We start from the raw sequence: 20,406 nt of genomic DNA on the forward strand, positions 1-20,406 counted from the left end.
CCTAGTCAGCGCAGGCGCCACACACCGACGGCCGGCCCGTCGCCGTGGACGGCCCAGCCCTCGTCCGCCTCGGTGAGGTCGTGCGCGCCGTAGATCGTCTGCGGCGCCGCGGACCAACGGGCGGGCAGCACCGTCCCCGCCCACGGCCGTCGGGCGACGACGACGAGCAGGGTCTCGTCGGCCGTCTCGCGCAGGTACCCGACGGCGTCGTCCTCGATCAGCACCCACCGCAGCGATCCCTCGCGCAGCGCTGGGTGCGCGTGGCGGAGCGCGATGAGCGACCGGTAGGCCTCGTGCGTGCGCTCGTCCCGCCGCTCCGGGCGGTCCCAGGGCATCGGCACGCGCGCGTGCTCACCGGTGGTCCCCGTCAGGCCGAGCTCATCGCCCGCGAAGATCGCGGGGACGCCCAGGTAGGTCAGCAGCAGGCCGGCGGCGACCTCGACGAGCGCGGGGTCGCCGACGACCGTGCGGATGCGCGGGGTGTCGTGCGAGCACAGCATGTTCCAGTGGTTCAGCAGCACCGGCCACGGTGTCGCAGCGTCGAAGTCGCGCATCTGCTCGACCATCGCCGCCCCGCTCGCGCGCGGCGTGCCCGCCGGCAGGCCGAGGAGCGAGAGGCCCGACGCCGGGTCGGCGAGCCACGACCAGAGCGGCCGGGTGAACGCGCTGTAGTTCATGTTGCCGTGCCAGCCCTCCCCCGTGAGGTCGGCCCGGGCATCGTGGAAGTGCTCGGAGATCAGGATGCCGTCGGGGTTGATGTCCTCGATCGTCTCGCGCACCGTGCGGGCGACCGCCGCGGTGTCGTCGATCTCGCCGTACCGGCCCGTCATGTTCGCGACGTCGACCCGCCAGCCGTCGAGGCTGAACGGCGGCTGCAGCCAGCGCCCGACGACGGAGCCCGCGCCTTCGATCATGCGTCGCGCGAGCTCGGGCGAGCGGTAGTCGAGCTTGGGCAGCGAGGAGTGCTCGAGCCAGCCGACGTAGCCGGGTTCCTCCTGCGTCCAGTAGTAGAAGTCGCGCTCGGGCGCGTTCTCGTCCGCGCGGGCGCGGGCGAACCACTCGTGGCCGGCGCCGGTGTGGTTGGTGGTGATGTCCCCGACGAGGCGCATGCCGCGCGCGCTGAGGGCGCCGCGCAGGCGCGCGAGCGCGTCGTCCCCGCCGAGGAGGGGGTCCACGTGGTCGAACGTGGACGCGTCATAGCGGTGGTTGGAGCGGCCCGGGAAGATCGGGGTGAGGTAGACGGTGGTCACGCCCAGGTCCGCCACGTGGTCCAGGCGGTCCACGACGCCGTCGAGGTCGCCGCCGTAGAACTGCTGCCCCACGCCGGGGCCGGCCGGGATCGGTTCGTCGTCCCACTCCGCGGGGATCGCCCAGTCGGGCGTCGCGCCGTGCCTCCGCCCGGACCGCGCGAAGCGGTCGGGGAAGATCTGGTAGACGACGGCGTCGCGCAGCCACCGCGGCGCGCGCGGGGCGGTGGTCAGCTGGAAGTCGTACTCGTCGGTGACGCCCCGGCGGATGAGCCCGCGGGCGTTCAGCCACGCGTAGCCGTCGGGGTCCACGAGCATGAACCGGTAGCGCGTGACCGGGTTGTGCACGAGGACGTCGGCCTCGTACCACCGCGCGTCGCTGTCGGTCTGTGCGAGACGGGCCGCAGCCATACGGGGCTCGCCGTCGCGCACCATGCGGACGTGCACGGCGGCCTCGGGATAGTCGAGCGGGACACGCAGACGCACCGTGACGGTGTCGCCGAGGCCGGGCCGCTGCTGCGGGACGTAGAGCGCGGAGCCGTCGTGGTGCGGGAGCTCGAAGGCCCCCGCACCACGCTCGTAGGACGTCATCCCTTGACGGATCCCGCCGTCAGGCCGGACACGATGTACTTCTGGAGGAAGAGGAACAGCAGCACGACGGGGATGGCCGAGATCGTGGCGCCCGCCGCGAACAGGCCCCAGTTCGCCTCGAGCTGGTCAGACACCCAGCCGTAGAGACCGACGGCGAGCGTCCAGTTCCGCTGGTCCACGAGGATCAGCTTGGCGAGCAGGAAGTCCGAGAAGCTCGAGATGAAGGACAGCAGTCCGACGACCGCGAGGATCGGCGCGACGAGGCGCAGGATGATCGTCCAGAAGATCTGCGCGTGCGTCGCACCGTCGATCTTCGCGGCCTCGTCGAGCTCCACCGGGATCGTGTTGAAGAACCCATACATGAGGAACGTGTTCACGCCGAGCGCGCCGCCCAGGTAGACCATGATGAGCGCGATCCGCGAGTCCAGGCCCAGCACCGGCACGACCTCACCCAGGGAGAGCAGCAGCAGGTAGATCGCGACGAAGGCCAGCAGCTGCGGGAACATCTGGATGACCAGCAGGGCGGTGAGGCCGAACCGACGGCCCTTGAAGCGGAACCGCGAGAACGTGTACGCCGCGGCGGCGCCCATGAGCACGGTGCCGACCGCCGTGACCGATCCGATGAACAGGGTGTTGATCACCCAGTTCCAGAAGTAGGTGTCACCCAGCGCGGCGTAGTTGGTCGTCGTGATGTCCGAGAACAGGTCGTTCGATCCCGCGAGCAGCTGGGAGTCGTTGAGCGACACGGAGATGATGTAGATGATCGGGAAGGCCGCGTAGAGGATCGCGAAGACAGCGACGATGTAGCGCCATCCCACCTCGCGGAACCAACGGCCCCGGCCCATCTTGTTCTCGGCGCGGACCGCGCTGACGGGGGCAGCAGGAGTACCTGTGATGTGTGCCATGTCAGTTGATCTCCTCGAGGCTGCGCGTCTTCTTGAAGCTGATCACGGAGATCGTCGCCACGATCACGAAGATCATGATCGACAGTGCGCTGGCGAGGCCGTAGTTCTTGCTGGCGCCGCCGTCGAGGCCCGAGATCGAGTAGACCATCGTGATCAGGATGTCCGTGTGGCCGATCGGCACGGACGCGTCGCCGAACCGTGGGCCACCGCCCGTCAGCATCTCGATGATGTTGAAGTTGTTGAAGTTGAACGCGAACGAGGAGATCAGCAGCGGAGCGACCGCGATGAGGAGCAGCGGGCCGGTGATCGAGCGCCAGATGCGCATCGCCCCCGCCCCGTCGATCTTCGCGGCCTCGATCACGTCTCCGGGGATCGACTGCAGCGCTCCGGTGGTGATGAGGAACATGTAGGGGAAGCCCACCCACAGCTGGACGCCCAGCACCACCAGCTTGGCCAACCACGGGTCGCCGAGCCAGTTGATCTCGGCTCCACCGAGCAGCACCTGGTTGATGAACCCGTTCTTCTCGTTCAGCATGCCTCGCCAGAGCAGGAAGGCCATGAACGCCGGGAATGCGTACGGCAGGATCAGCAGGGACCGGATCACCTTGCGGCCGCGCACGCGCGGGTCGTTGAGGACGACGGCGAAGAAGAGCCCGACGAGGAACGTGATGATCACGGACGCGATCGAGAAGACGAACGTCCAGACCAGGACCTTGAAGAACGGCTCGGAGTAGCGGTCGTCGGCGAACGCGTCGGCGAAGTTCTCGAAGCCGACGAACACCCGCCAGCCGGTCGGGAGCGTGGTGCCGTCCGCGGACCGGAAGTAGCCGTCGTCGGCGGGGAAGTACGTGACGCCGTTGACCGTGTCGACGAGGGTGTCAGCCTCCTCGTCGTACTCGAAGGTCGGCAGGTAGACGTATCCGACGGAGCCGTCCTGGGTGCGGATCGACCCTTCCTCGGGATCGTCGGAGAAGGGCACCCGCAGCTTCGTGATCGCATCGCTGTTCGCGTACAGCTCCTGGCGCGGCAGGAGCTCCCAGTCCGGCAAAGCGGTGATCTTGCCGTCGGCGACGGTGGCGTCGTCAGCCTCGCTCAGTGGCTCCTCAGCGGAACCGACCCGGACGGTGTCGCCGTCGACGATCGCGAGGCCGAGCGCGCCGTCGTCGCTGCGGACGACCGAGAGGGGGTAGCTGGCCGAGCCTTCGATCCGGCGCTCGTTCTGTGCGAGCAGGAAGTCGACCGCTGCGGCCTTAGAGCCGTTGTGCCCGTCGCCGTAGTTGGTGAGGGCCACGTACCCCGTGTAGCCGATCGAGAAGATCTGGTACACGAAGAGGAACACGAGTCCCGGGACGAGGTACTTCAGGGGCAGCGTGCGCCGCGAGAAGTAGACGTAGTCGACCAGGACGAGCAGGGCCACCATCACCCAGGCGATCGTGTACTGCTGCTGGCCGAAGCCTGCGATCGCGACGTAGACGCCAAGGGCGTTGACGACCGCCATCGCGATCAGCTTGACGAGGAAGCCCGGACGGAAGTCACGCGCGTGCGAGAGCCGGGGCGGCAGCTTTCCGGGTTCGACGGCGACAGCCGGGGCCGGGGCTGGCTGCTGGGGGGTGCTCATGTGTTCCTCCGTGCGACGGGCGTTGGACCGCAGCTCACGCCGTCGTGAGGGGCGGTGGTGGGGACGTGTCCCCGCCCGTGTGGCGCGCAGCCGGAGCCGACTGCGCGCCACACGGGGTCATGCAAGGGTCATGCGTCGTGTCCCCGCAGGGTCACTTCTCGAGCTCGCCCTGGATGTCCGTGACCATCTTCTCCCAGAGCTCGACCGGGTCGCCTCCGTTGATGATCTCCAGCTCCGTCACACCCCAGAAGTTCCAGACCGCAGCCATCTCAGGGATGGCCGGCATGGGGACGGCGGTCTCTGCGGCGGCACGGAAGCCAGCCGCGATCGGGTCAGACGCCGCGGCCTCAGCGGCAGCGGACAGCGCCGGGGTGCGGTCGCCAGCCTCGTACAGCGCGAGCTGTGCCTCCTCGGTCGCCATGAAGTTCACGAGGAAGTCAGTGGCGAGCAGCTGCTGGTCGCTCTGCGCTGAGACGTAGAAGCCCGCGACGCCGGAGAACGGCGCAGCAGGGTTCGAACCCGCGGAGGGGATCGGGTCGATGGCGAGCTTCATGTCCTCGAAGCTCTCGAGCATCCACGGACCACCGATGATGAACGGCGACTTGCCCTCGGCGAAGCTCGCGACGGCAACGTCGTAGGTGACAGCGTCGTCGATCACACCAGCCTCGGCCTGCTCGGACAGCCACTGCGCGAACGCGGTGCCGTTCTCGCCCCCCAGGGCCAGTTCGGTCGTGTAGGAACCGTCCTCCGCCTGCGTGAAGACGTTCGCACCGAACGACGTCTGCAGCGGGTACATCGTGTAGGGGTCACCCTTCTCGCCGACCTGGATGAGGGTCGGGTATTCCGTCCCGGCCTCCGTGCCCATCTCGACCATCTCGTCCCATGTGGCCGGGGCCTCGGGCGCGAGTTCGGTGTTGCGGATGAGGGCCACGCTCTCGACCGCGTACGGCAAGCCGTAGACCTGGCCGTCGTAGGTGAACGCGTCGACGGCGACGGGCTCGAAGGCGCCCGCCTTCTCGCCCAGCTCGAGCGGGGCGACGACGGCGTTGGCGGTCAGCTCGCCGATCCAGTCGTGCTGACCGACCGTGATGTCGGGGCCCTCGCCGGTGGGGACCTGGGTGACGAAGTCAGCCCGGATGTCCTCGAAGTTCTTCTGCACGAGGGTCACGGTCGAGCCGGTCTCCTCCTCGAAGGCAACAGCGGCGGCCTCGACGGCCGGGGCACGAGTCTCGTCGACCCAGATCGTGAGCTCGCCGCCCGCGGGCGCCTCGCTGGACTCGTTGGCCGCCGGCGTGGTCGGGGCGGGCGTGGTGGTCGTGTCGTCGCTGTCGGATGAGCAGGCGGTGAGCGTGAGGCTCAGGCCGAGCGCTGCTGCTACGAGCGGGATGCTCCGTCGCATCTCAGTTTCTCCCAATGTCGATCGTCCGGCCTCAACCGGCTGACTGCCGACCTTGGCCCTGATGACTGCGACGCTAATCTGCGTCTGACCAACGATGCAAGCCGTTACGGTAACTTTCATGCAACGTTTGCAACACGGATCTGGAACCTGTGCACGGACCGGGACCTTCGGGTCCTAGGCTGTGTCCTGCTGACCGACATGTCAGCATCCTTCACACCATGGCGAGGAGGCCCCGGTGTCTCGAACAGTGCAGCCCGCACGTACGCGGCTCACCGACCTGGCAGAGCAGGCCGGAGTGAGCACCGCGACGGTGTCGCGCGTGCTCAACGGCAAGACCGGCGTCTCGGGAGAGACACGGCAGGCCGTGCTGGCAGCGCTCGACCTGCTGGGCTACGAGCGCCCCGAGAAGCTGCACAGCAGCTCGGCCGGGCTCATCGGCCTGATCGTCCCCGAGCTCACCAACCCCGTCTTCCCCGCCTTCGCCCAGTCGATCGAGACCCGGCTCTCCGAGCACGGCTACACGCCGCTCCTGTGCACCCAGTCCCCCGGTGGGACCACCGAGGACGAGTACATCGAGATGCTGCTCGACCACGCGGTCGCCGGGATCATCTTCGTGTCGGGTCTGCACGCCGACACCCTCGCCAGCAAGGATCGCTACCACCGGCTGCGCGACCGCGGCGTCCCGCTCGTCATGGTCAACGGCTACACCGACGGCATCGACGCGCCGTTCATCTCGAACGACGACACGCACTCCATGGAGCTCTCGGTGCGCCACCTGGTCTCGCTCGGGCACCGCAAGATCGGCCTCGCGATCGGGCAGGACCGGTTCGTGCCCGTGCGACGCAAGCGCGACGGCTTCGCTGCGTCGCTCGAGCGGCACCTCGGCGTCACCGACGCCACGCCGCACGTGGCCACGTCGCTGTTCTCCGTGGAGGGCGGCCAGGCCGCCGCCGGCGAGCTGATCGACGCCGGACACACCGGCATCATCTGCGGCTCGGACCTCATGGCCCTCGGCGCCACCCGCGCGGCGCGCGCCCGCGGCCTGCACGTGCCCGGGGACGTGTCGATCATCGGGTACGACGACTCGCCGCTCATCGCGTTCACCGACCCGCCCCTGACGACCGTGCGCCAGCCGGTGAGCGCCATGGGCGGCGCTGCAGTCACCGCCCTGCTGTCCCAGCTCGGTGGGGACCCGATCCCCCGCTCGGAGATCCTGTTCCACCCGGAGCTCGTCGTCCGCGAGTCCACGGGGATGGCTCCGGTCCGGGTCTGACATTGAGTTGCGCCGGGGCACCCCGGTGCTCCTACGCTGGTCGCGCCCCGCTCGTCCGGGGCCTCCCCCAACCCCGAAGCGAGGCTTTGCTGTGCCCATGAGCCACCCGCGCGTCGTCCACGCCGCCACCCCCGCCGCCGAGCAGTGGTGGCGCGACGCCGTCATCTACCAGGTCTACCCGCGCTCCTTCGCGGACGCCTCGGGGGACGGCGTGGGCGACCTGCCCGGTATCACGCAGCGCCTGCCGCACCTCGCCGAGCTCGGCGTCGACGCGCTCTGGCTGTCGCCGTTCTACCGCTCGCCCCAGGCCGACGCCGGCTATGACGTCGCCGACTACCGCGACGTCGACCCCCTCTTCGGCACGCTCGAGGACTTCGACGCGCTGCGCGCCCGGGCGACCGAGCTGGGCCTGCGCGTGATCGTGGACCTGGTGCCCAACCACACGTCCGACGAGCACGCCTGGTTCCAGGCGGCGCTCGCCGCCGGGCCGGGCAGCCCCGAGCGCGCGCGGTACCTGTTCCGCGAGGGCAAGGACGGCGGGGACTCCCCGCCCAACAACTGGCAGTCGATCTTCGGCGGGCCCGCATGGACGCGCGTCGACCAGCGCGCCGCGGCCGCCGCCGACGGCATCCGCGACCGCGAGTGGTACCTGCACATGTTCGACACGCGCCAGCCTGACCTCGACTGGTCCAACCCGGAGGTTCGCGCCGAGCTCGAGGACGTCCTGCGGTTCTGGCTCGACCGCGGGGTTGACGGCTTCCGGGTCGACGTCGCGCACGGCATGGTCAAGCAGCCCGGTCTGCCCGACTGGGACGGCGCGGTGTCCATGGTCGAGGGCGCGAGCGACGCGGGGGCACCCGAGGACGGCGCGACGCCCACCGGCGGCTCCGGCCCCATGTTCGACCAGGACGGCGTGCACGAGATCTACCGGGCGTGGCACCAGGTGCTCGCCGAGTACGACGGCGACCGCGCGCTGGTCGCCGAGGCCTGGGTCGAGCCGCTGTCGCGCCTCGCACGCTACGTGCGTCCCGACGAGATGCACCAGGCGTTCAACTTCGCGTACCTCACGAGCCCGTGGCTGCCCGGCCCGCTCAAGGCCGTCGTGACGGAGTCGCTCGAGGCGTCCGACGGCGTCGGCGCCCCGACCACCTGGGTGCTGTCCAACCACGACGTGGTGCGGCACGCCTCTCGCATGGGCCTCGCGGCTCCCGACGCGCGACCCAACGGGATCCGCGCCGAGGACCCGCAGCCGGACGCTGTGCTCGGCTTGCGGCGGGCGCGGTCGGCCACGCTGCAGATGCTCGCGCTGCCGGGTTCCGCCTACCTCTATCAGGGTGAGGAGCTCGGCCTGCCCGACCACACGAGCCTCGACGGCGACCTGCGCCAGGACCCGGCGTGGTGGCGGTCCGGGTACACCGAGGCGGGCCGCGACGGCTGCCGTATCCCGGTCCCGTGGGAGCGCGACGCACCCGCCCTCGGATTCAGCCCGAACGGTGCCGCCTGGCTGCCGCAGCCCGAGTCGTACCGTGACCTGGCGGTGGACGCGCAGCGCGGCCAGCCGGGGTCGACCCTCGAGATGTACCGCGCCGCGCTCGTCGTGCGCAAGGCCCACGACCTGGGCCGCGGCTCGCTCGCCTGGGTCGAGGACCTGGGCGAGGAGGTCCTTGCGTTCGTGAACAACGACGTCCTCGTGGTCACGACGTTCGACTCCCCGGTCGAGCTCCCCGCGGGCTACGAGGTCGCGCTCGCGAGCACCGAGATCGACGGGACGACCGTCCCAGCGACCACCACGGTCTGGGCCACCCGCACCCGCTGACACCGGCTGCCCCTGGTCCCGCACAGGCTCGGCCGTGCGGGATCAGGGGGCGACGCGGATCGCCACGAAGGACTGCGGTTCGAGGGTGAGCGTCGTCGTGCCGTCGGCGGCGACCGCCACCGAGGCACCCGCGCAGTCGCCGTCGCGTTGGGGGCCGTCGGCGAGGTCGCAGTACTCGCCCTCGGCCAGGCCCGTCTGCCAGGTGCCGGAGACCGGCTCATCGTCGCGGTTCACCACGAGGAAGGCGCGGTCCGCCCGGGCGTACGCGAGGGTGCTGCGGGGCTCGTTCTGCACGTGCCCGACCGCGCCGCCCGCGGCGGCGTCGCGCCACTGCACCATGCCGGCGATCCCCGGCCAGCGGTGCTGGCACACCCATGCCCCGTCCTCGGGCTCGACGTCGGGTCCCACGCCCGGTGCGCAGGTGGCGTCCTCGACGCGCCCCGCACCGTCCTGCGGCGGGCCAGCGTCACGGTCGCTGAACGCGTAGCCCGAGTACAGCACGGGCGTGCCGTAGTCGCCGGCGAGCATCAGCACCGTGGCGAGCTCGTACGCGCGCCCGTCGGTGTAGCGCAGCGTGGAACCGTTGCGCTCCGTGTCGTGGTTGTCGACGAAGACGTACGCGGACTCGTCCGGGAGGTAGCCTCCGCCGGTCCCGAGGTCGAGCACCTTGCGGAACGACGAGCCCTCGACGTAGCCGATGATCTCCTCGCCGTAGGCGAACTCGAACACGTCACCCGAGGCGACGTACTGCTCGGGCTGCACCGCCTCGTCCGCGCCGCGGATCACCTCCTGGACGACCACGGTGTCCGCCGGGAGCGCGTCGACGATCGCGGCGACGTCGTCGGGCGCCATGTGCTTGGCGGCGTCGATCCGGAAGCCCACGACGCCGAGCGAGAGGAGGTCCTCCAGGTAGGCGACGATCGTGGCGCGCACCTCGGGGGTCTCGGTGGCGAGGTCGGCGAGGTTCACCAGCTCGCACGTCTGCACCTCGAGCGCCGAGTAGTAGTTCGCGATGTCCCCGTCGAGGGTCGCACAGTGGTGGAAGTCGCCGTCGGCGTCCGAGTACAGACCGGGGTACTCGTAGTGCTCGTACGCGCTGCCCGCCCACCCCACGCCCGGCTCGTCCTGCCCGGTCATGTGGTTGATCACGGCGTCGGCGACGACGTCGACGCCTGCGTCGCCGCAGGTGCGCACCATCGCGGCGAACTGCTCGCGGGTACCGAGCCGGGACTCGACCTGGTAGCTGACGGGCTGGTAGGCCGTCCACCACTCGGCGCCGAGGATGTGCTCCTGCGGCGGCGAGGTGAGCACCCAGTCGACGCCCGTGGGACCGAGGTGGTCGGTGCACTCGCGCCCGATCGCGTCCCAGCTCCACTGGAACAGCTGGACGCCGACGTCGGTAGCGCCGGCGGGGGCGCTCGGCGAGGACGTCGGCTCAGGGGCATCGGTGGCCGGGCCGCAGGCCACGAGCACGGTCGCGGCAAGGGTGGCGGCGGCGAAGGAACGCGTGGCGCGTCCCCGGAGGTGCAGCATCGAACGCTCCAGACGTCGGCGTGACAGAACTCTGCAAGCATACTGAAACGCTTGCACCACCCAGCCAACCCCACCACGACGCCGCTGAGTGCGTGCTTTTGGCGGTGCTCACGCCTGATCACACCGCCAAAAGCATGCACTCAGCGGGGGTGGGTGGGGGCGTGTCAGCCGCCCGAGACCGCCAGCTCCGCTTCCTGGAGGCGCCGGCGGTGGTTCTCGTCGAGCTCGCGCGAGTCCAGCCAGCCGTCGGGCAGGTGCGGCCGCTTGGGCGTGCCCTGCCGTCCGCGCTGCCCCTCGGCCGCCTCGCCGGGGTACGGCGCATCGAGGTCGAGCGCGCCGAGGCGCTCGGTGAGCTCCCCCAGCGTCGAGACCATGGCCAACGAGCGTCGCGCGTCCCCGCCGACCGGGTAGCCCTTGAGGTACCAGGCCATGTGCTTGCGCAGCTCGCGCATACCCTTGCTCTCGTCGGCGAAGAACTCGACCATCAGCTCGCCATGGCGGTAGATGGTCTCAGCGACCTCCCGCAGGCCGGGCTGCACCCGCTCGGGCCGCCCCGCGAAGGCAGCAGCGAGGTCCGCGAACAGCCAGGGCCGTCCCTGGCACCCGCGACCGACGACGACGCCGTCGCACCCGGTCTGACGCATCATCTCGAGCGCATCCTCGGCCGACCAGATGTCGCCGTTGCCGAGCACCGGGATCCGCGTGACCGTCTCCTTGAGCTGGCGGATCGCGTCCCAGTCCGCCTGGCCCGAGTAGTAGTCCGCCGCGGTGCGGGCGTGCAGCGCGACGGCGGCGACACCGGCCTCCTGCGCGATGAGCCCCGCCTCGAGGTACGTGAGGTGGTCGGCGTCGATCCCCTTGCGCATCTTGATCGTGACCGGGACGCCGTACGGCGCGGCTGCGTCGACGGCGGCCGAGACGATGCGTGTGAACAGCTCGCGCTTCCACGGCAGGACCGCTCCCCCGCCCTTGCGGGTGACCTTGGGGACGGGGCAGCCGAAGTTGAGGTCGACGTGGTCGGCCCGCTCCTCGCCCGCGATGATCTTCACAGCCGCGCCGACCGTCGCCGGGTCGACCCCGTAGACCTGAGCCGACCGCACCTGCTCGTCGGGGTCGAACGTGACGATCCGCAGGGCCTCCTCGTTGCGCTCCACGAGCGCGCGCGAGGTCACCATCTCGGCCACGTACAGCCCGGCGCCGTGCTCGCGGCACAGTCGCCGGAACGCCGCGTTGGTGACCCCCGCCATCGGCGCGAGCACCACCGGCGTCTCGACCGTGTGGGGGCCGATCCGCAGGGGTGCCGCGATCCCTTCCGTGACGCTCACGAGACCGGAGACCTCAGGAGCCGATCAGCCGGGCCGCGAGGTAGCCCTCGACCTGGTCCAGCGCGACGCGCTCCTGCTCCATGGAGTCACGGTGGCGCACCGTGACGGCCTGGTCGTCGAGCGTGTCGAAGTCGACCGTGAGGCAGAACGGGGTGCCGATCTCGTCCTGGCGGCGGTAGCGACGACCGATCGCGCCGGCGTCGTCGAAGTCGACGTTCCAGTGCTTGCGCAGCTGGGTCGCCAGGTCGCGCGCCTTGGGCGAGAGGTTCTCGTTGCGCGACAGGGGCAGCACCGCGGCCTTGACGGGCGCGAGGCGCGGGTCGAGCTTCAGCACCGTGCGCACGTCGACGCCGCCCTTGGCGTTGGGTGCCTCGTCCTCCGCGTACGCCTCGACGAGGAACGCCATGAGGGAGCGCGTCAGGCCGGCGGCCGGCTCGATCACGTACGGGTAGTAGCGCTCGTTCTTGGTCTGGTCGAAGTACGACAGGTCCTTGCCCGAGGCCTCGGAGTGCGTCTTGAGGTCGAAGTCGGTGCGGTTCGCGATGCCCTCGAGCTCGCCCCACTCGCTGCCGGTGAACCCGAACCGGTACTCGATGTCGACGGTCCGCTTGGAGTAGTGCGACAGCTTCTCGGCCGGGTGCTCGTAGTGGCGCAGGTTGTCCGCGGAGATCCCGAGGTCCGTGTACCACTGCGTACGCGCGTCGATCCAGTACTGGTGCCAGTCCTCGTCCGTGCCAGGCTCGACGAAGAACTCCATCTCCATTTGCTCGAACTCACGCGTACGGAAGATGAAGTTGCCGGGCGTGATCTCGTTGCGGAACGACTTGCCGATCTGGCCAATGCCGAACGGGGGCTTGCGACGCGAGGCGCCGAGCACGTTCGCGAAGTTCACGAAGATGCCCTGGGCGGTCTCGGGACGCAGGAAGTGCATGCCCTCCTCGTTGTCCACGGGGCCGAGGTACGTCTTGAGCAGGCCCGAGAAGTTCTGCGGCTCGGTCCAGGCGCCCTTGGCACCGCAGTTGGCGCAGTTGACGCCCGCGAGCCCGCCCTCGGGCGCGCGGCCCTTCTTCTCCTCGAACTCCTCGACCAGGTGGTCGGCGCGGTAGCGCTTGTGGCAGCTGGTGCACTCGACCAGGGGGTCGGTGAACACGGCGACGTGACCCGAGGCCTCCCACACACGCTTGGGCAGGATCACGGACGAGTCGATGCCGACGACGTCCTCGCGGCCGCGCACCATCGTCTGCCACCACTGGCGCTTGATGTTCTCCTTGAGCTCGGCGCCCAGGGGGCCGTAGTCCCACGCCGAGCGGGAACCGCCGTAGATCTCCCCCGCCTGGAACACGAATCCGCGGCGCTTGGCCAGGGAGACGACAGCGTCGAGCCGGGAGGGCGTTGCGGCCACAGAGATCACTCCATCAGTGAGGTCGGGTGCGCGCGACGGGCTGCCGCGCAAGGCCCCAGGCTACCCGGCGCCCGGCCCGGGAGCGGCATGCATTCCGGGAGGCCGGTGTGACCTCGCCGACGACGGCGCCCGCGTCTTTGACAATGATTCTCGCCACAGTTGAGAATGATCCTCATGAACATCTCGCGTCTCCCCCTCGTCGCCGCCGCGCTGACCGCCACCCTCGCCCTCAGCGCCTGCGGCAGCACAGGGGCCGACGACGGAAAGGTCGAGGTGCTCGCGTCGTTCTACCCGCTCGAGTACGTCGCCGCTCAGGTCGGGGGTGACCGGGTGACGGTCTCCGGGCTCACGCCCGCGGGTGGCGACCCGCACTCGCTCGAGCTGGCCCCCGCGGCCGTCCGGTCCATCGGGGCGGCCGACGTCGTCGTCGTCCAGTCCGGCTTCACCGAGGCCGTCGACCAGGCCGTCGCGGCGTCGAGCCCCGCGCACCTGGTCGACGCAGCGCCGTACGCGACGCTCGGCGGCGAGGTTCACGAGGAGGACGGCGCGGAGGAGGCCGAGCACGAGGAGGAGGAGGCCGAGCACGAGGACGAGGCCGCGGGCCACGAGGGGCACGACCACTCGGGTGCGGACCCGCACTTCTGGCTCTCCCCCGGCCGCCTGGTCCCGCTCGCGTCCGACGTCGCGGACGCCCTGACTGCTGCGGACCCCGACGGCGCCGCCGAGTACGCCGCGAACGCGCAGGCGCTGGTCGACCAGCTGCGTGCGCTCGAGGAGTCGTACTCGAGCGGCCTGCAGACGTGCGCGGCCGACGTGCTCGTCACGACGCACGAGGCCTTCGGCTACGTGACCGATGACTTCGGCCTGACCCAGGTGGGCATCCTCGGCCTCGACCCCGAGGTCGAGGCCTCGCCCGCGCGGCTCCGCGAGATCGGTGCCGTCGTCGCCGAGAACGACGTGTCCACGGTCTTCGTCGAGGCGGGCGCCAGCGCCAAGATGACCGAGGTGCTCGCGTCCGATCTCGATGTGGCGACCTCGACGCTCAATCCGCTCGAGACCCTGACCAAGGAGGAGCGCGAGGCCGGCCAGGACTATGCGAGCATCATGACGACGAACCTCGACAACCTCCGGACGGCATTGGACTGTGGCTGACACCTCTGCAGCGAGCCCGCTGGGCGACGCCGGCGACCCGGTCGCCGGCGACGTGCTGCGCGTGCGCGACCTCGCCGTCGACCTGGGCGGGGCACGCATCCTGCACGACGTCAGTCTCGACGTCCGCTCCGGGGAGGTGGTCGCCGTGCTCGGCACCAACGGCTCCGGCAAGTCGACGTTGATGCGCGCCCTGGTGCGCGCCGTTCCCGTCGCGGCCGGGCAGGCCGAGATCCTCGGGCACCCCCTCGGCGGGCGCGTCCCGTGGCACCGGATCGGCTACGTTCCTCAGCGCGTCTCGCTCGCCGGTGGCGTGCCAGCCACGGCGCGCGAGATCGTCGCGTCTGGCCTCCTGGGCCCCCGGCGGCTGCGCCGCCCGCGCGACTGGCGCGACCGCGTCGACCAGGCCCTCGCCGACGTCGGGCTCCCCGGCGTCGGCGACCATGCCGTGACCGAGCTCTCCGGGGGCCAGCAGCAGCGCGTGCTCATCGCCAGGGCCCTGGTGCGGCGACCAGACCTCGTCCTGCTCGACGAGCCGCTCGCCGGCGTCGACCTGCCGAGCCAGGTCGCGTTCGCGGACACCCTGCGCGCGCTCGTCGCCTCCGGCGTCACGCTCGTCGTCGTGCTCCACGAGCTCGGCCCGCTCGCGGACATGATCACGCGGACGGTGGTGCTGCGACACGGCCGCGTCGTGCACGACGGTCCACCGCTCGCCCCGGCGCACGGTCACGACGACCCGGCGCACGAGCACCTGCACGCCCACGAGGACGCCGTGGAGCGCGGCCCGGTCTCGCTCGGGCCCGAGCCCTTCTGCGCGGAGATCTGACCATGTGGAACGAGATCGTCGACATGCTGAGCACCCCGCTGATGCAGCGGGGCCTGCTGGCCGCCCTCATGGTCGGCGCCGTCGCGCCCGTCATGGGGACCTACCTGGTGCAGCGCAAGCTCTCCCTCCTCGGTGACGGGATCGGCCACGTCGCGCTGACCGGGGTCGCGCTCGGCTGGCTGGTCGGCTCCGTGATGGGGCTCGTCCCGCAGGACGCCCTGGCGATCCCCGGGGCCGTCATCGCCGCCGTGATCGGTGCCGTCACCATCGAGGTGGTCCGGGAGCGCGGACGCACCAGCGGCGACGTCGCCCTCGCGCTCCTGTTCTACGGCGGCATCGCCGGCGGGGTGCTGATCATCGAGCTGGCAGGCGGGCAGAGCTCGAACCTCATGGCCTACCTCTTCGGGTCCATCTCCGTGGTCACCACGGCGGACCTCGTGGTGACCGCAGCGCTCGCCGCAGTCGTCCTCGCCCTCGGCCTCGGCCTGCGCACCGCGCTCTTCGCGGTCTCGCAGGACGAGGAGTTCGCCCGCGCGTCCGGCCTGCCCGTCCGGGTGCTCAACATCGCGATCGCCGTCATGGCCGCGCTCACCGTGACCGTGGCCATGCGCGTGGTCGGGCTGCTGCTCGTCAGCGCGCTCATGATCGTGCCGGTCGCGATCGCCCAGCTCACGACGTCGTCGTTCGTGCGCACCATGCGGGTGGCGATGGTTCTCGGCATCGTGATCTGCGTCGTCGGGCTGTCGGCGACGTACTGGTTCGCCGCGTCCCCCGGTGCCGTCATCGTGGTGCTCGCGATCGCCGTGTACGCGCTCGTCTCGCTCGCGGCACCGGTGGTGCGTCGGCGCCGGTCCCCCGCCCGGGACCCGCACCCCGACCTGCCCAGCGACGTCGTCCTCGAGGAGCGGTGATGGCCCGCGTGACCCGCCAGCGTGTCGCGATAGCCGACGTCCTGGCCCAGACCGACGAGTTCCGCAGCGCGCAGCAGCTGCACGAGGCCCTGCGCGGGAGCGGTGACGCGATCGGCCTCGCCACGGTGTACCGCACGCTGCAGGCGCTCGCCGACCAGGGCGAGGTCGACGTCCTGCGCGCGCCTGACGGCGAAGCCCTCTACCGGCAGTGCTCGCGCCGCGAGCACCACCACCACCTGGTGTGTCGCGGGTGCGGGCGCACCGAGGAGATCGACGGCCCGAGCGTCGAGGCGTGGGCGGAGCAGGTCGGGGCCGGCCACGGCTTCGCGGACATCGATCACACACTGGAGCTGGTCGGGACCTGCGCCGACTGCGCGCGGGCCGCGCGGGCGGACTGACGTGTTCGCGTGGCTGGACGGGATGCACGTCCTCGTCCTGCTTGCCGTCGGCGTCGCGGGTTCTGCCGTGCGCTCCCAGATGACGTACTGGCTCGGGCGGGGCATCGCGCGCGGCGTCGAGAGTCGATGGGAGGACGCGCTGTCCCGGCCGGCGATGCGGCGGGCGACCGAGGCCATCAAGCGTCGCGGGATGCCGGTGGTGCCCCTCTCGTTCGGCACCGTCGGCTTCCAGACGGCGGTGAACGCCGCCGCAGGCGTGCTGCGGATCCCGTGGCTCACCTACACGCTGTGGGCCATACCCGGGTGGTTCCTGTGGTCCGCCATCTGGATGGGCGGCGGGGTCGCGGCCGTCCTGGGCGGGGCTGCGATCGCGGCCCGGTCGCCCTGGGCGCTCGTCGGCGTCCTGGTCCTCGCCGTCCTCGGGAGCGTCGTGCTCATCCGCCGGCGGCGTCAGTCCGCGTCGGCGGCTGCGGCCGCGGTGGCCGCGTCCACGGCTCCCCCGAACCGCCGGTCGCGCCGCGCGTAGGTCTCGACCGCACGCCACAGGTGGCGCCGGTCGACGTCCGGCCAGTACTCGGGCAGGAACACCATCTCGGCGTACGCGGCCTGCCACACCAGGAAGTTCGACGTGCGCTGCTCCCCCGAGGTGCGCAGGAACAGGTCGACGTCGTCGGGCTCGGTCAGGTAGCGCTCGATCGTGCGGTCCGTGATGCGCTCCGGGTTCAGCCGGCCCGCAGCCACCTCGCGGCCGATCTCCCGGACGGCGTCGGTGATCTCGGCACGCCCGCCGTAGTTCACGCACATGGTCAGCGTGCAGACGGTGTTGGCCGCGGTGCGGCGCTCGGCCTCCTCGAGCTCGGCGATCACCGAGCGCCACAGGCGCTGGCGCCGGCCGGCCCACCGCACCCGGACGCCCCACGAGTCCAGGGTGTCGCGCTGGCGGCGCAGGACGTCGCGGCTGAAGCCCATGAGGAAGCGCACCTCGTCGGGCGAGCGCTTCCAGTTCTCGGTGGAGAAGGCATAGGCCGACACGTGCGAGACGCCGAGGTCGATGGCCCCGGCGACGACGTCGAGCAGGGCCGCCTCGCCCGCAGCATGGCCCTCGGTGCGGGGCAGACCACGCTCGTTCGCCCAGCGCCCGTTGCCGTCCATCACCACGGCCACGTGCCGGGGCACGAACCGCGGCGGGATCGCGGGCGGGCGCTCGCCCGACGGGTGCGGTGGCGGGCTGCTCGGCGCGGTCCGCTCGGGCGGGGGCGTGGCGGCACGACGGGCCATCTAGGTGCGCTCCAGAGCTTGGGGGCTGCGTTCGACCATGCGCAACGAGCGCAGGGTCCGCTCGAGGTGGAACTGACTGTAGGCGGCGACGAGACCGCTCGCCTCGCGCCGGTGTCGGTCTGCCGTGGCCTCGGCGACGTCCCACTCGCCGCTGAGCAGCGCGGCGAGCAGGGTGAAGGTCTCCGGTGCCGGCGCGGGTGAGCCCGGCGGCCGGCACCGGCTGCACACGGCACCGCCGGAGGCGACCGAGAAGGCGTGGTGCGGTCCGGGCTCACCGCACCTGCCACAGTCCGTGAACGTCGGCGCCCAGCCGGCGATCGCCAGGGCGCGCAGCAGGTAGGAGTCCATCAGCAGCGTGGCGTCCTGACGGCGCTCGGACAGCGCGCGCAGGGCACCGGCGAGGAGCCAGAACTGCTGCACCGCGGGTTCGCGCTCGTCCGCGACGAGGCGGTCCGCGGCCTCGAGCATCGTCGCGCCAGCCGTGTACAGCGGGTAGCTCTCGCTGATCGCCCGGGCGTAGGAGCCGATCGTCTCGGCCTGGGTCACGACGTCGAGGTTGCGTCCCTCGTGCAGCTGGAGGTCGACCACCATGAAAGGCTCGAGCCGCGCCCCGAAACGGGACGACGTGCGTCGCACACCCTTCGCGACCGCGCGTACCTTGCCGTGCTCCCGGGTCAGGAGCGTGACGATGCGGTCTGCCTCGCCCAGCTTCTGGGCGCGCAGCACGATGCCTTCGTCCCGGTACAGAGCCACGCGGACCATTGTCCGTCATGGCGGGCGCCTCCGCGTCGGCGGCGCGCCCGCCACGACGTGCCGTCAGCGCGCGGCGCGACCCTTGCGGTTGATGGCCGAGATGATGGCCTTGAGCGATGCGGTGGTGATCGAGGGATCGATGCCCACGCCCCACAGGACCTCTCCGTCGACCTCGCACTCGACGTAGGCCGCCGCCGTCGCGTCGCCGCCCTCCGAGAGCGCGTGCTCGGCGTAGTCGAGCACCTTGACGTCGACACCGACCGCGCCCAGCGCGGCGACGAACGCTGCGATCGGGCCGTTGCCGGTGCCGTCGAGCGTGCGCTCCGTGCCGGCGTCCACCAGGTCCACCGCGATCGTGTCCGGCCCGTCCTCCGAGCTCACCGAGCGGGTGCCGCGCAGGGCGAACCGGCCCCACGGCTCGAGCTGTCCGCCGGGCTCGGCCGGCAGGTACTCGTCCGCGAAGATCCGCCAGATGTCGCCGCCGCTCACCTCGCGGCCGTCGGCGTCGGTGACGGCCTGAACCACGCGGGAGAACTCGATCTGGAGCCGGCGCGGCAGGTCGAGGTGCCGCTCCGACTTCAGCAGGTACGCGATGCCCCCCTTGCCCGACTGGGAGTTCACCCGGATGACGGCCTCGTAGCTGCGGCCCACGTCCTTGGGGTCGATCGGCAGGTACGGCACGGCCCACGGCAGCTCCTCGACGACGGTGCCCTGTGCGGCGGCCTTGGCCGCCATGGCCTCGAGGCCCTTCTTGATCGCGTCCTGGTGCGATCCGGAGAACGCCGTGAAGACGAGGTCGCCGGCGTACGGGTGTCGCTCGGGGACAGCCATCTGGTTGCAGTGCTCGACCGTCCGGCGCACCTCGTCGATGTCCGAGAAGTCGATCTCCGGGTCCACGCCTTGGCTGAACAGGTTCATGCCGAGCGTCACCAGGTCGACGTTGCCCGTGCGCTCGCCGTTGCCGAACAGGCAGCCCTCGATGCGGTCCGCGCCGGCCTGGTAGCCGAGCTCGGCGGCGGCGACCGCGGTCCCGCGGTCGTTGTGCGGGTGCAGGGAGAGGATGACGTTCTCGCGGTGGTCGAGGTTCCGGTTCATCCACTCGATCGAGTCGGCGTAGACGTTGGGGGTGGCCATCTCGACGGTCGCGGGCAGGTTGATGATGACCTTGCGCTCCGGCGTGGGCTCGAGCACCTCGAGGACGGCGTTGCAGATCCGCGCGGCGAACTCCAGCTCGGTCCCCGTGTAGGACTCGGGCGAGTACTCGTACAGCACCTTGGTGTCCGGGACCGTGTGCTCGAACTTGCGGCACAGGCGCGCACCCTCGAGCGCGATGTCGATGATGCCCTCCTCGTCGAGGCGGAACACGACCTCGCGCTGGACCACCGACGTCGAGTTGTACAGGTGCACGATCGCCTGCTTCGCGCCGGCGATCGACTCGAACGTGCGCGCGATCAGGTGCTCGCGCGACTGCGTCAGCACCTGGATGACGACGTCGTCCGGGATGAGGTTCTCCTCGATGAGGAGGCGGACGAAGTCGAAGTCGGTCTGCGAGGCGGACGGGAAGCCGACCTCGATCTCCTTGAAGCCCATGGCGACGAGGAGCTGGAACATGCGGAGCTTGCGCTCGGCGTTCATCGGCTCGATCAGTGCCTGGTTGCCGTCGCGCAGGTCGACGGCGCACCACCGAGGAGCCTCGGTGATCGTGCGGTCGGGCCAGGTGCGGTCCGGGAGGGAGACGGCGATCTGCTCGTGGAACGGCCGGTACTTGTGGATCGGCATGCCCGAGGGCTGCTGGTTGCCGCCGGGCCGGGGGGTGCTGCTGGTCATCGCGGGGTGTCCTTCGCCTGTGACGTGGTGCTCGGGGTGGGTCAGTCGGCGTCGTTCAGCCCCGCGGCGAGGATCCGACTGGATCAGGCCTCACCACGGCACAGAAGAAGCAGGCGCTGCGCTACCGAGTACACCCGTGCACTGTACTCGGCGGC

General features: G+C 70.9%; 17 protein-coding genes. 7 read left to right on the forward strand and 10 right to left on the reverse strand.

Translation table 11 applies throughout. The annotated features are described in order from the left end of the window. Nucleotides 1-5: 5 nt before the first annotated feature. The 4 genes from BMZ30_RS07595 to BMZ30_RS07610 all read right to left on the reverse strand — a co-directional run bounded on the left by BMZ30_RS07595 (nt 6) and on the right by BMZ30_RS07610 (nt 5,760). A complete protein-coding gene (locus BMZ30_RS07595; RefSeq protein WP_093376813.1) occupies nt 6-1,838 on the reverse strand; it encodes a glycoside hydrolase family 13 protein in 1,833 nt (610 codons plus the stop codon). Beyond that, nucleotides 1,835-2,743 carry a sugar ABC transporter permease gene (locus tag BMZ30_RS07600; protein WP_093376815.1) on the reverse strand — a complete coding sequence of 303 codons (909 nt, stop codon included), beginning with the start codon at nt 2,741-2,743 and terminating at the stop codon, nt 1,835-1,837. The genes BMZ30_RS07595 and BMZ30_RS07600 overlap by 4 nt, the downstream gene beginning before the upstream one ends. A 1-nt stretch (nt 2,744) precedes the next feature. Beyond that, nucleotides 2,745-4,361, reverse strand: a complete 1,617-nt coding sequence (locus BMZ30_RS07605) for an ABC transporter permease subunit (RefSeq protein ID WP_093376818.1) — start codon at nt 4,359-4,361, stop codon at nt 2,745-2,747. 151 nt (nt 4,362-4,512) lie between these two features. Next, complete coding sequence (locus BMZ30_RS07610) at nt 4,513-5,760, reverse strand: sugar ABC transporter substrate-binding protein (protein ID WP_093376820.1); 1,248 nt, start codon at nt 5,758-5,760, stop codon at nt 4,513-4,515. A gap of 235 nt (nt 5,761-5,995) precedes the next feature. Here BMZ30_RS07610 and BMZ30_RS07615 point away from each other — a divergent pair, with 235 nt between their 5' ends. Then, nucleotides 5,996-7,033: a LacI family DNA-binding transcriptional regulator gene (locus tag BMZ30_RS07615; protein WP_093376823.1), complete on the forward strand. Its 1,038-nt coding sequence runs from the start codon at nt 5,996-5,998 to the stop codon at nt 7,031-7,033. A gap of 97 nt (nt 7,034-7,130) precedes the next feature. After that, a complete protein-coding gene (locus BMZ30_RS07620; protein ID WP_093376826.1) occupies nt 7,131-8,849 on the forward strand; it encodes a glycoside hydrolase family 13 protein in 1,719 nt (572 codons plus the stop codon). A gap of 42 nt (nt 8,850-8,891) precedes the next feature. On the opposite strand, the gene BMZ30_RS07625 is transcribed toward BMZ30_RS07620, so the two are convergent. The 3 genes from BMZ30_RS07625 to BMZ30_RS07635 form a co-directional block, all read right to left on the reverse strand. Further along, entirely contained in the window at nt 8,892-10,382 is a 1,491-nt protein-coding gene (locus BMZ30_RS07625) for an alpha-amylase (RefSeq protein ID WP_093376828.1), read from the reverse strand. Between the two features lie 164 nt (nt 10,383-10,546). Beyond that, nucleotides 10,547-11,707: a tRNA dihydrouridine synthase DusB gene (dusB, locus tag BMZ30_RS07630; protein ID WP_268248154.1), complete on the reverse strand. Its 1,161-nt coding sequence runs from the start codon at nt 11,705-11,707 to the stop codon at nt 10,547-10,549. Between the two features lie 13 nt (nt 11,708-11,720). Continuing rightward, complete coding sequence (locus BMZ30_RS07635) at nt 11,721-13,109, reverse strand: glycine--tRNA ligase (protein ID WP_093376831.1); 1,389 nt, start codon at nt 13,107-13,109, stop codon at nt 11,721-11,723. Nucleotides 13,110-13,283: 174 nt separating this feature from the next. Here BMZ30_RS07635 and BMZ30_RS07640 point away from each other — a divergent pair, with 174 nt between their 5' ends. From BMZ30_RS07640 to BMZ30_RS07660, 5 genes are read left to right on the forward strand one after another with little or no spacing between them, the layout of a single operon-like run. Further along, nucleotides 13,284-14,261 carry a metal ABC transporter solute-binding protein, Zn/Mn family gene (locus BMZ30_RS07640; RefSeq protein WP_093377426.1) on the forward strand — a complete coding sequence of 326 codons (978 nt, stop codon included), beginning with the start codon at nt 13,284-13,286 and terminating at the stop codon, nt 14,259-14,261. Beyond that, complete coding sequence (locus BMZ30_RS07645) at nt 14,254-15,084, forward strand: metal ABC transporter ATP-binding protein (protein WP_229828514.1); 831 nt, start codon at nt 14,254-14,256, stop codon at nt 15,082-15,084. The genes BMZ30_RS07640 and BMZ30_RS07645 overlap by 8 nt, the downstream gene beginning before the upstream one ends. A 2-nt stretch (nt 15,085-15,086) precedes the next feature. Further along, complete coding sequence (locus BMZ30_RS07650) at nt 15,087-15,995, forward strand: metal ABC transporter permease (RefSeq protein ID WP_093376833.1); 909 nt, start codon at nt 15,087-15,089, stop codon at nt 15,993-15,995. Then, the gene (locus tag BMZ30_RS07655) at nt 15,995-16,393 is read left to right on the forward strand and encodes a Fur family transcriptional regulator (protein ID WP_093376836.1); all 399 of its coding nucleotides are present in this window, start codon (nt 15,995-15,997) and stop codon (nt 16,391-16,393) included. The genes BMZ30_RS07650 and BMZ30_RS07655 overlap by 1 nt, the downstream gene beginning before the upstream one ends. Nucleotide 16,394: 1 nt before the next feature. After that, a complete protein-coding gene (locus BMZ30_RS07660; RefSeq protein WP_093376838.1) occupies nt 16,395-16,919 on the forward strand; it encodes a DedA family protein in 525 nt (174 codons plus the stop codon). Here the strand turns inward: BMZ30_RS07660 and BMZ30_RS07665 are convergent. The 3 genes from BMZ30_RS07665 to leuA all read right to left on the reverse strand — a co-directional run bounded on the left by BMZ30_RS07665 (nt 16,844) and on the right by leuA (nt 20,251). After that, nucleotides 16,844-17,671: an isoprenyl transferase gene (locus tag BMZ30_RS07665; protein ID WP_093376841.1), complete on the reverse strand. Its 828-nt coding sequence runs from the start codon at nt 17,669-17,671 to the stop codon at nt 16,844-16,846. The two genes, BMZ30_RS07660 and BMZ30_RS07665, sit on opposite strands and share 76 nt — an antisense overlap. Continuing rightward, complete coding sequence (gene recO / locus BMZ30_RS07670; protein WP_093377431.1) at nt 17,672-18,424, reverse strand: DNA repair protein RecO; 753 nt, start codon at nt 18,422-18,424, stop codon at nt 17,672-17,674. Nucleotides 18,425-18,487: 63 nt separating this feature from the next. Beyond that, the gene (leuA, locus tag BMZ30_RS07675; RefSeq protein ID WP_093376843.1) at nt 18,488-20,251 is read right to left on the reverse strand and encodes a 2-isopropylmalate synthase; all 1,764 of its coding nucleotides are present in this window, start codon (nt 20,249-20,251) and stop codon (nt 18,488-18,490) included. Nucleotides 20,252-20,406 lie beyond the last annotated feature (155 nt).

The organism is Flavimobilis marinus, from assembly GCF_900113055.1.
GTDB lineage: Bacteria > Actinomycetota > Actinomycetes > Actinomycetales > Cellulomonadaceae > Flavimobilis > Flavimobilis marinus.

Coding starts and splice junctions, on each gene's coding strand:
- BMZ30_RS07655 (WP_093376836.1), top strand. CDS start 15,995: ATGGCCCGCGTGACCCGCCAGCGTGTCGCGATAGCCGACGTCCTGGCC.
- BMZ30_RS07640 (WP_093377426.1), top strand. CDS start 13,284: ATGAACATCTCGCGTCTCCCCCTCGTCGCCGCCGCGCTGACCGCCACC.
- BMZ30_RS07620 (WP_093376826.1), top strand. CDS start 7,131: ATGAGCCACCCGCGCGTCGTCCACGCCGCCACCCCCGCCGCCGAGCAG.
- BMZ30_RS07665 (WP_093376841.1), bottom strand. CDS start 17,671: ATGGCCCGTCGTGCCGCCACGCCCCCGCCCGAGCGGACCGCGCCGAGC.
- BMZ30_RS07605 (WP_093376818.1), bottom strand. CDS start 4,361: ATGAGCACCCCCCAGCAGCCAGCCCCGGCCCCGGCTGTCGCCGTCGAA.
- BMZ30_RS07600 (WP_093376815.1), bottom strand. CDS start 2,743: ATGGCACACATCACAGGTACTCCTGCTGCCCCCGTCAGCGCGGTCCGC.
- BMZ30_RS07595 (WP_093376813.1), bottom strand. CDS start 1,838: ATGACGTCCTACGAGCGTGGTGCGGGGGCCTTCGAGCTCCCGCACCAC.
- leuA (WP_093376843.1), bottom strand. CDS start 20,251: ATGACCAGCAGCACCCCCCGGCCCGGCGGCAACCAGCAGCCCTCGGGC.
- BMZ30_RS07625 (WP_093376828.1), bottom strand. CDS start 10,382: ATGCTGCACCTCCGGGGACGCGCCACGCGTTCCTTCGCCGCCGCCACC.
- BMZ30_RS07610 (WP_093376820.1), bottom strand. CDS start 5,760: ATGCGACGGAGCATCCCGCTCGTAGCAGCAGCGCTCGGCCTGAGCCTC.
- BMZ30_RS07650 (WP_093376833.1), top strand. CDS start 15,087: ATGTGGAACGAGATCGTCGACATGCTGAGCACCCCGCTGATGCAGCGG.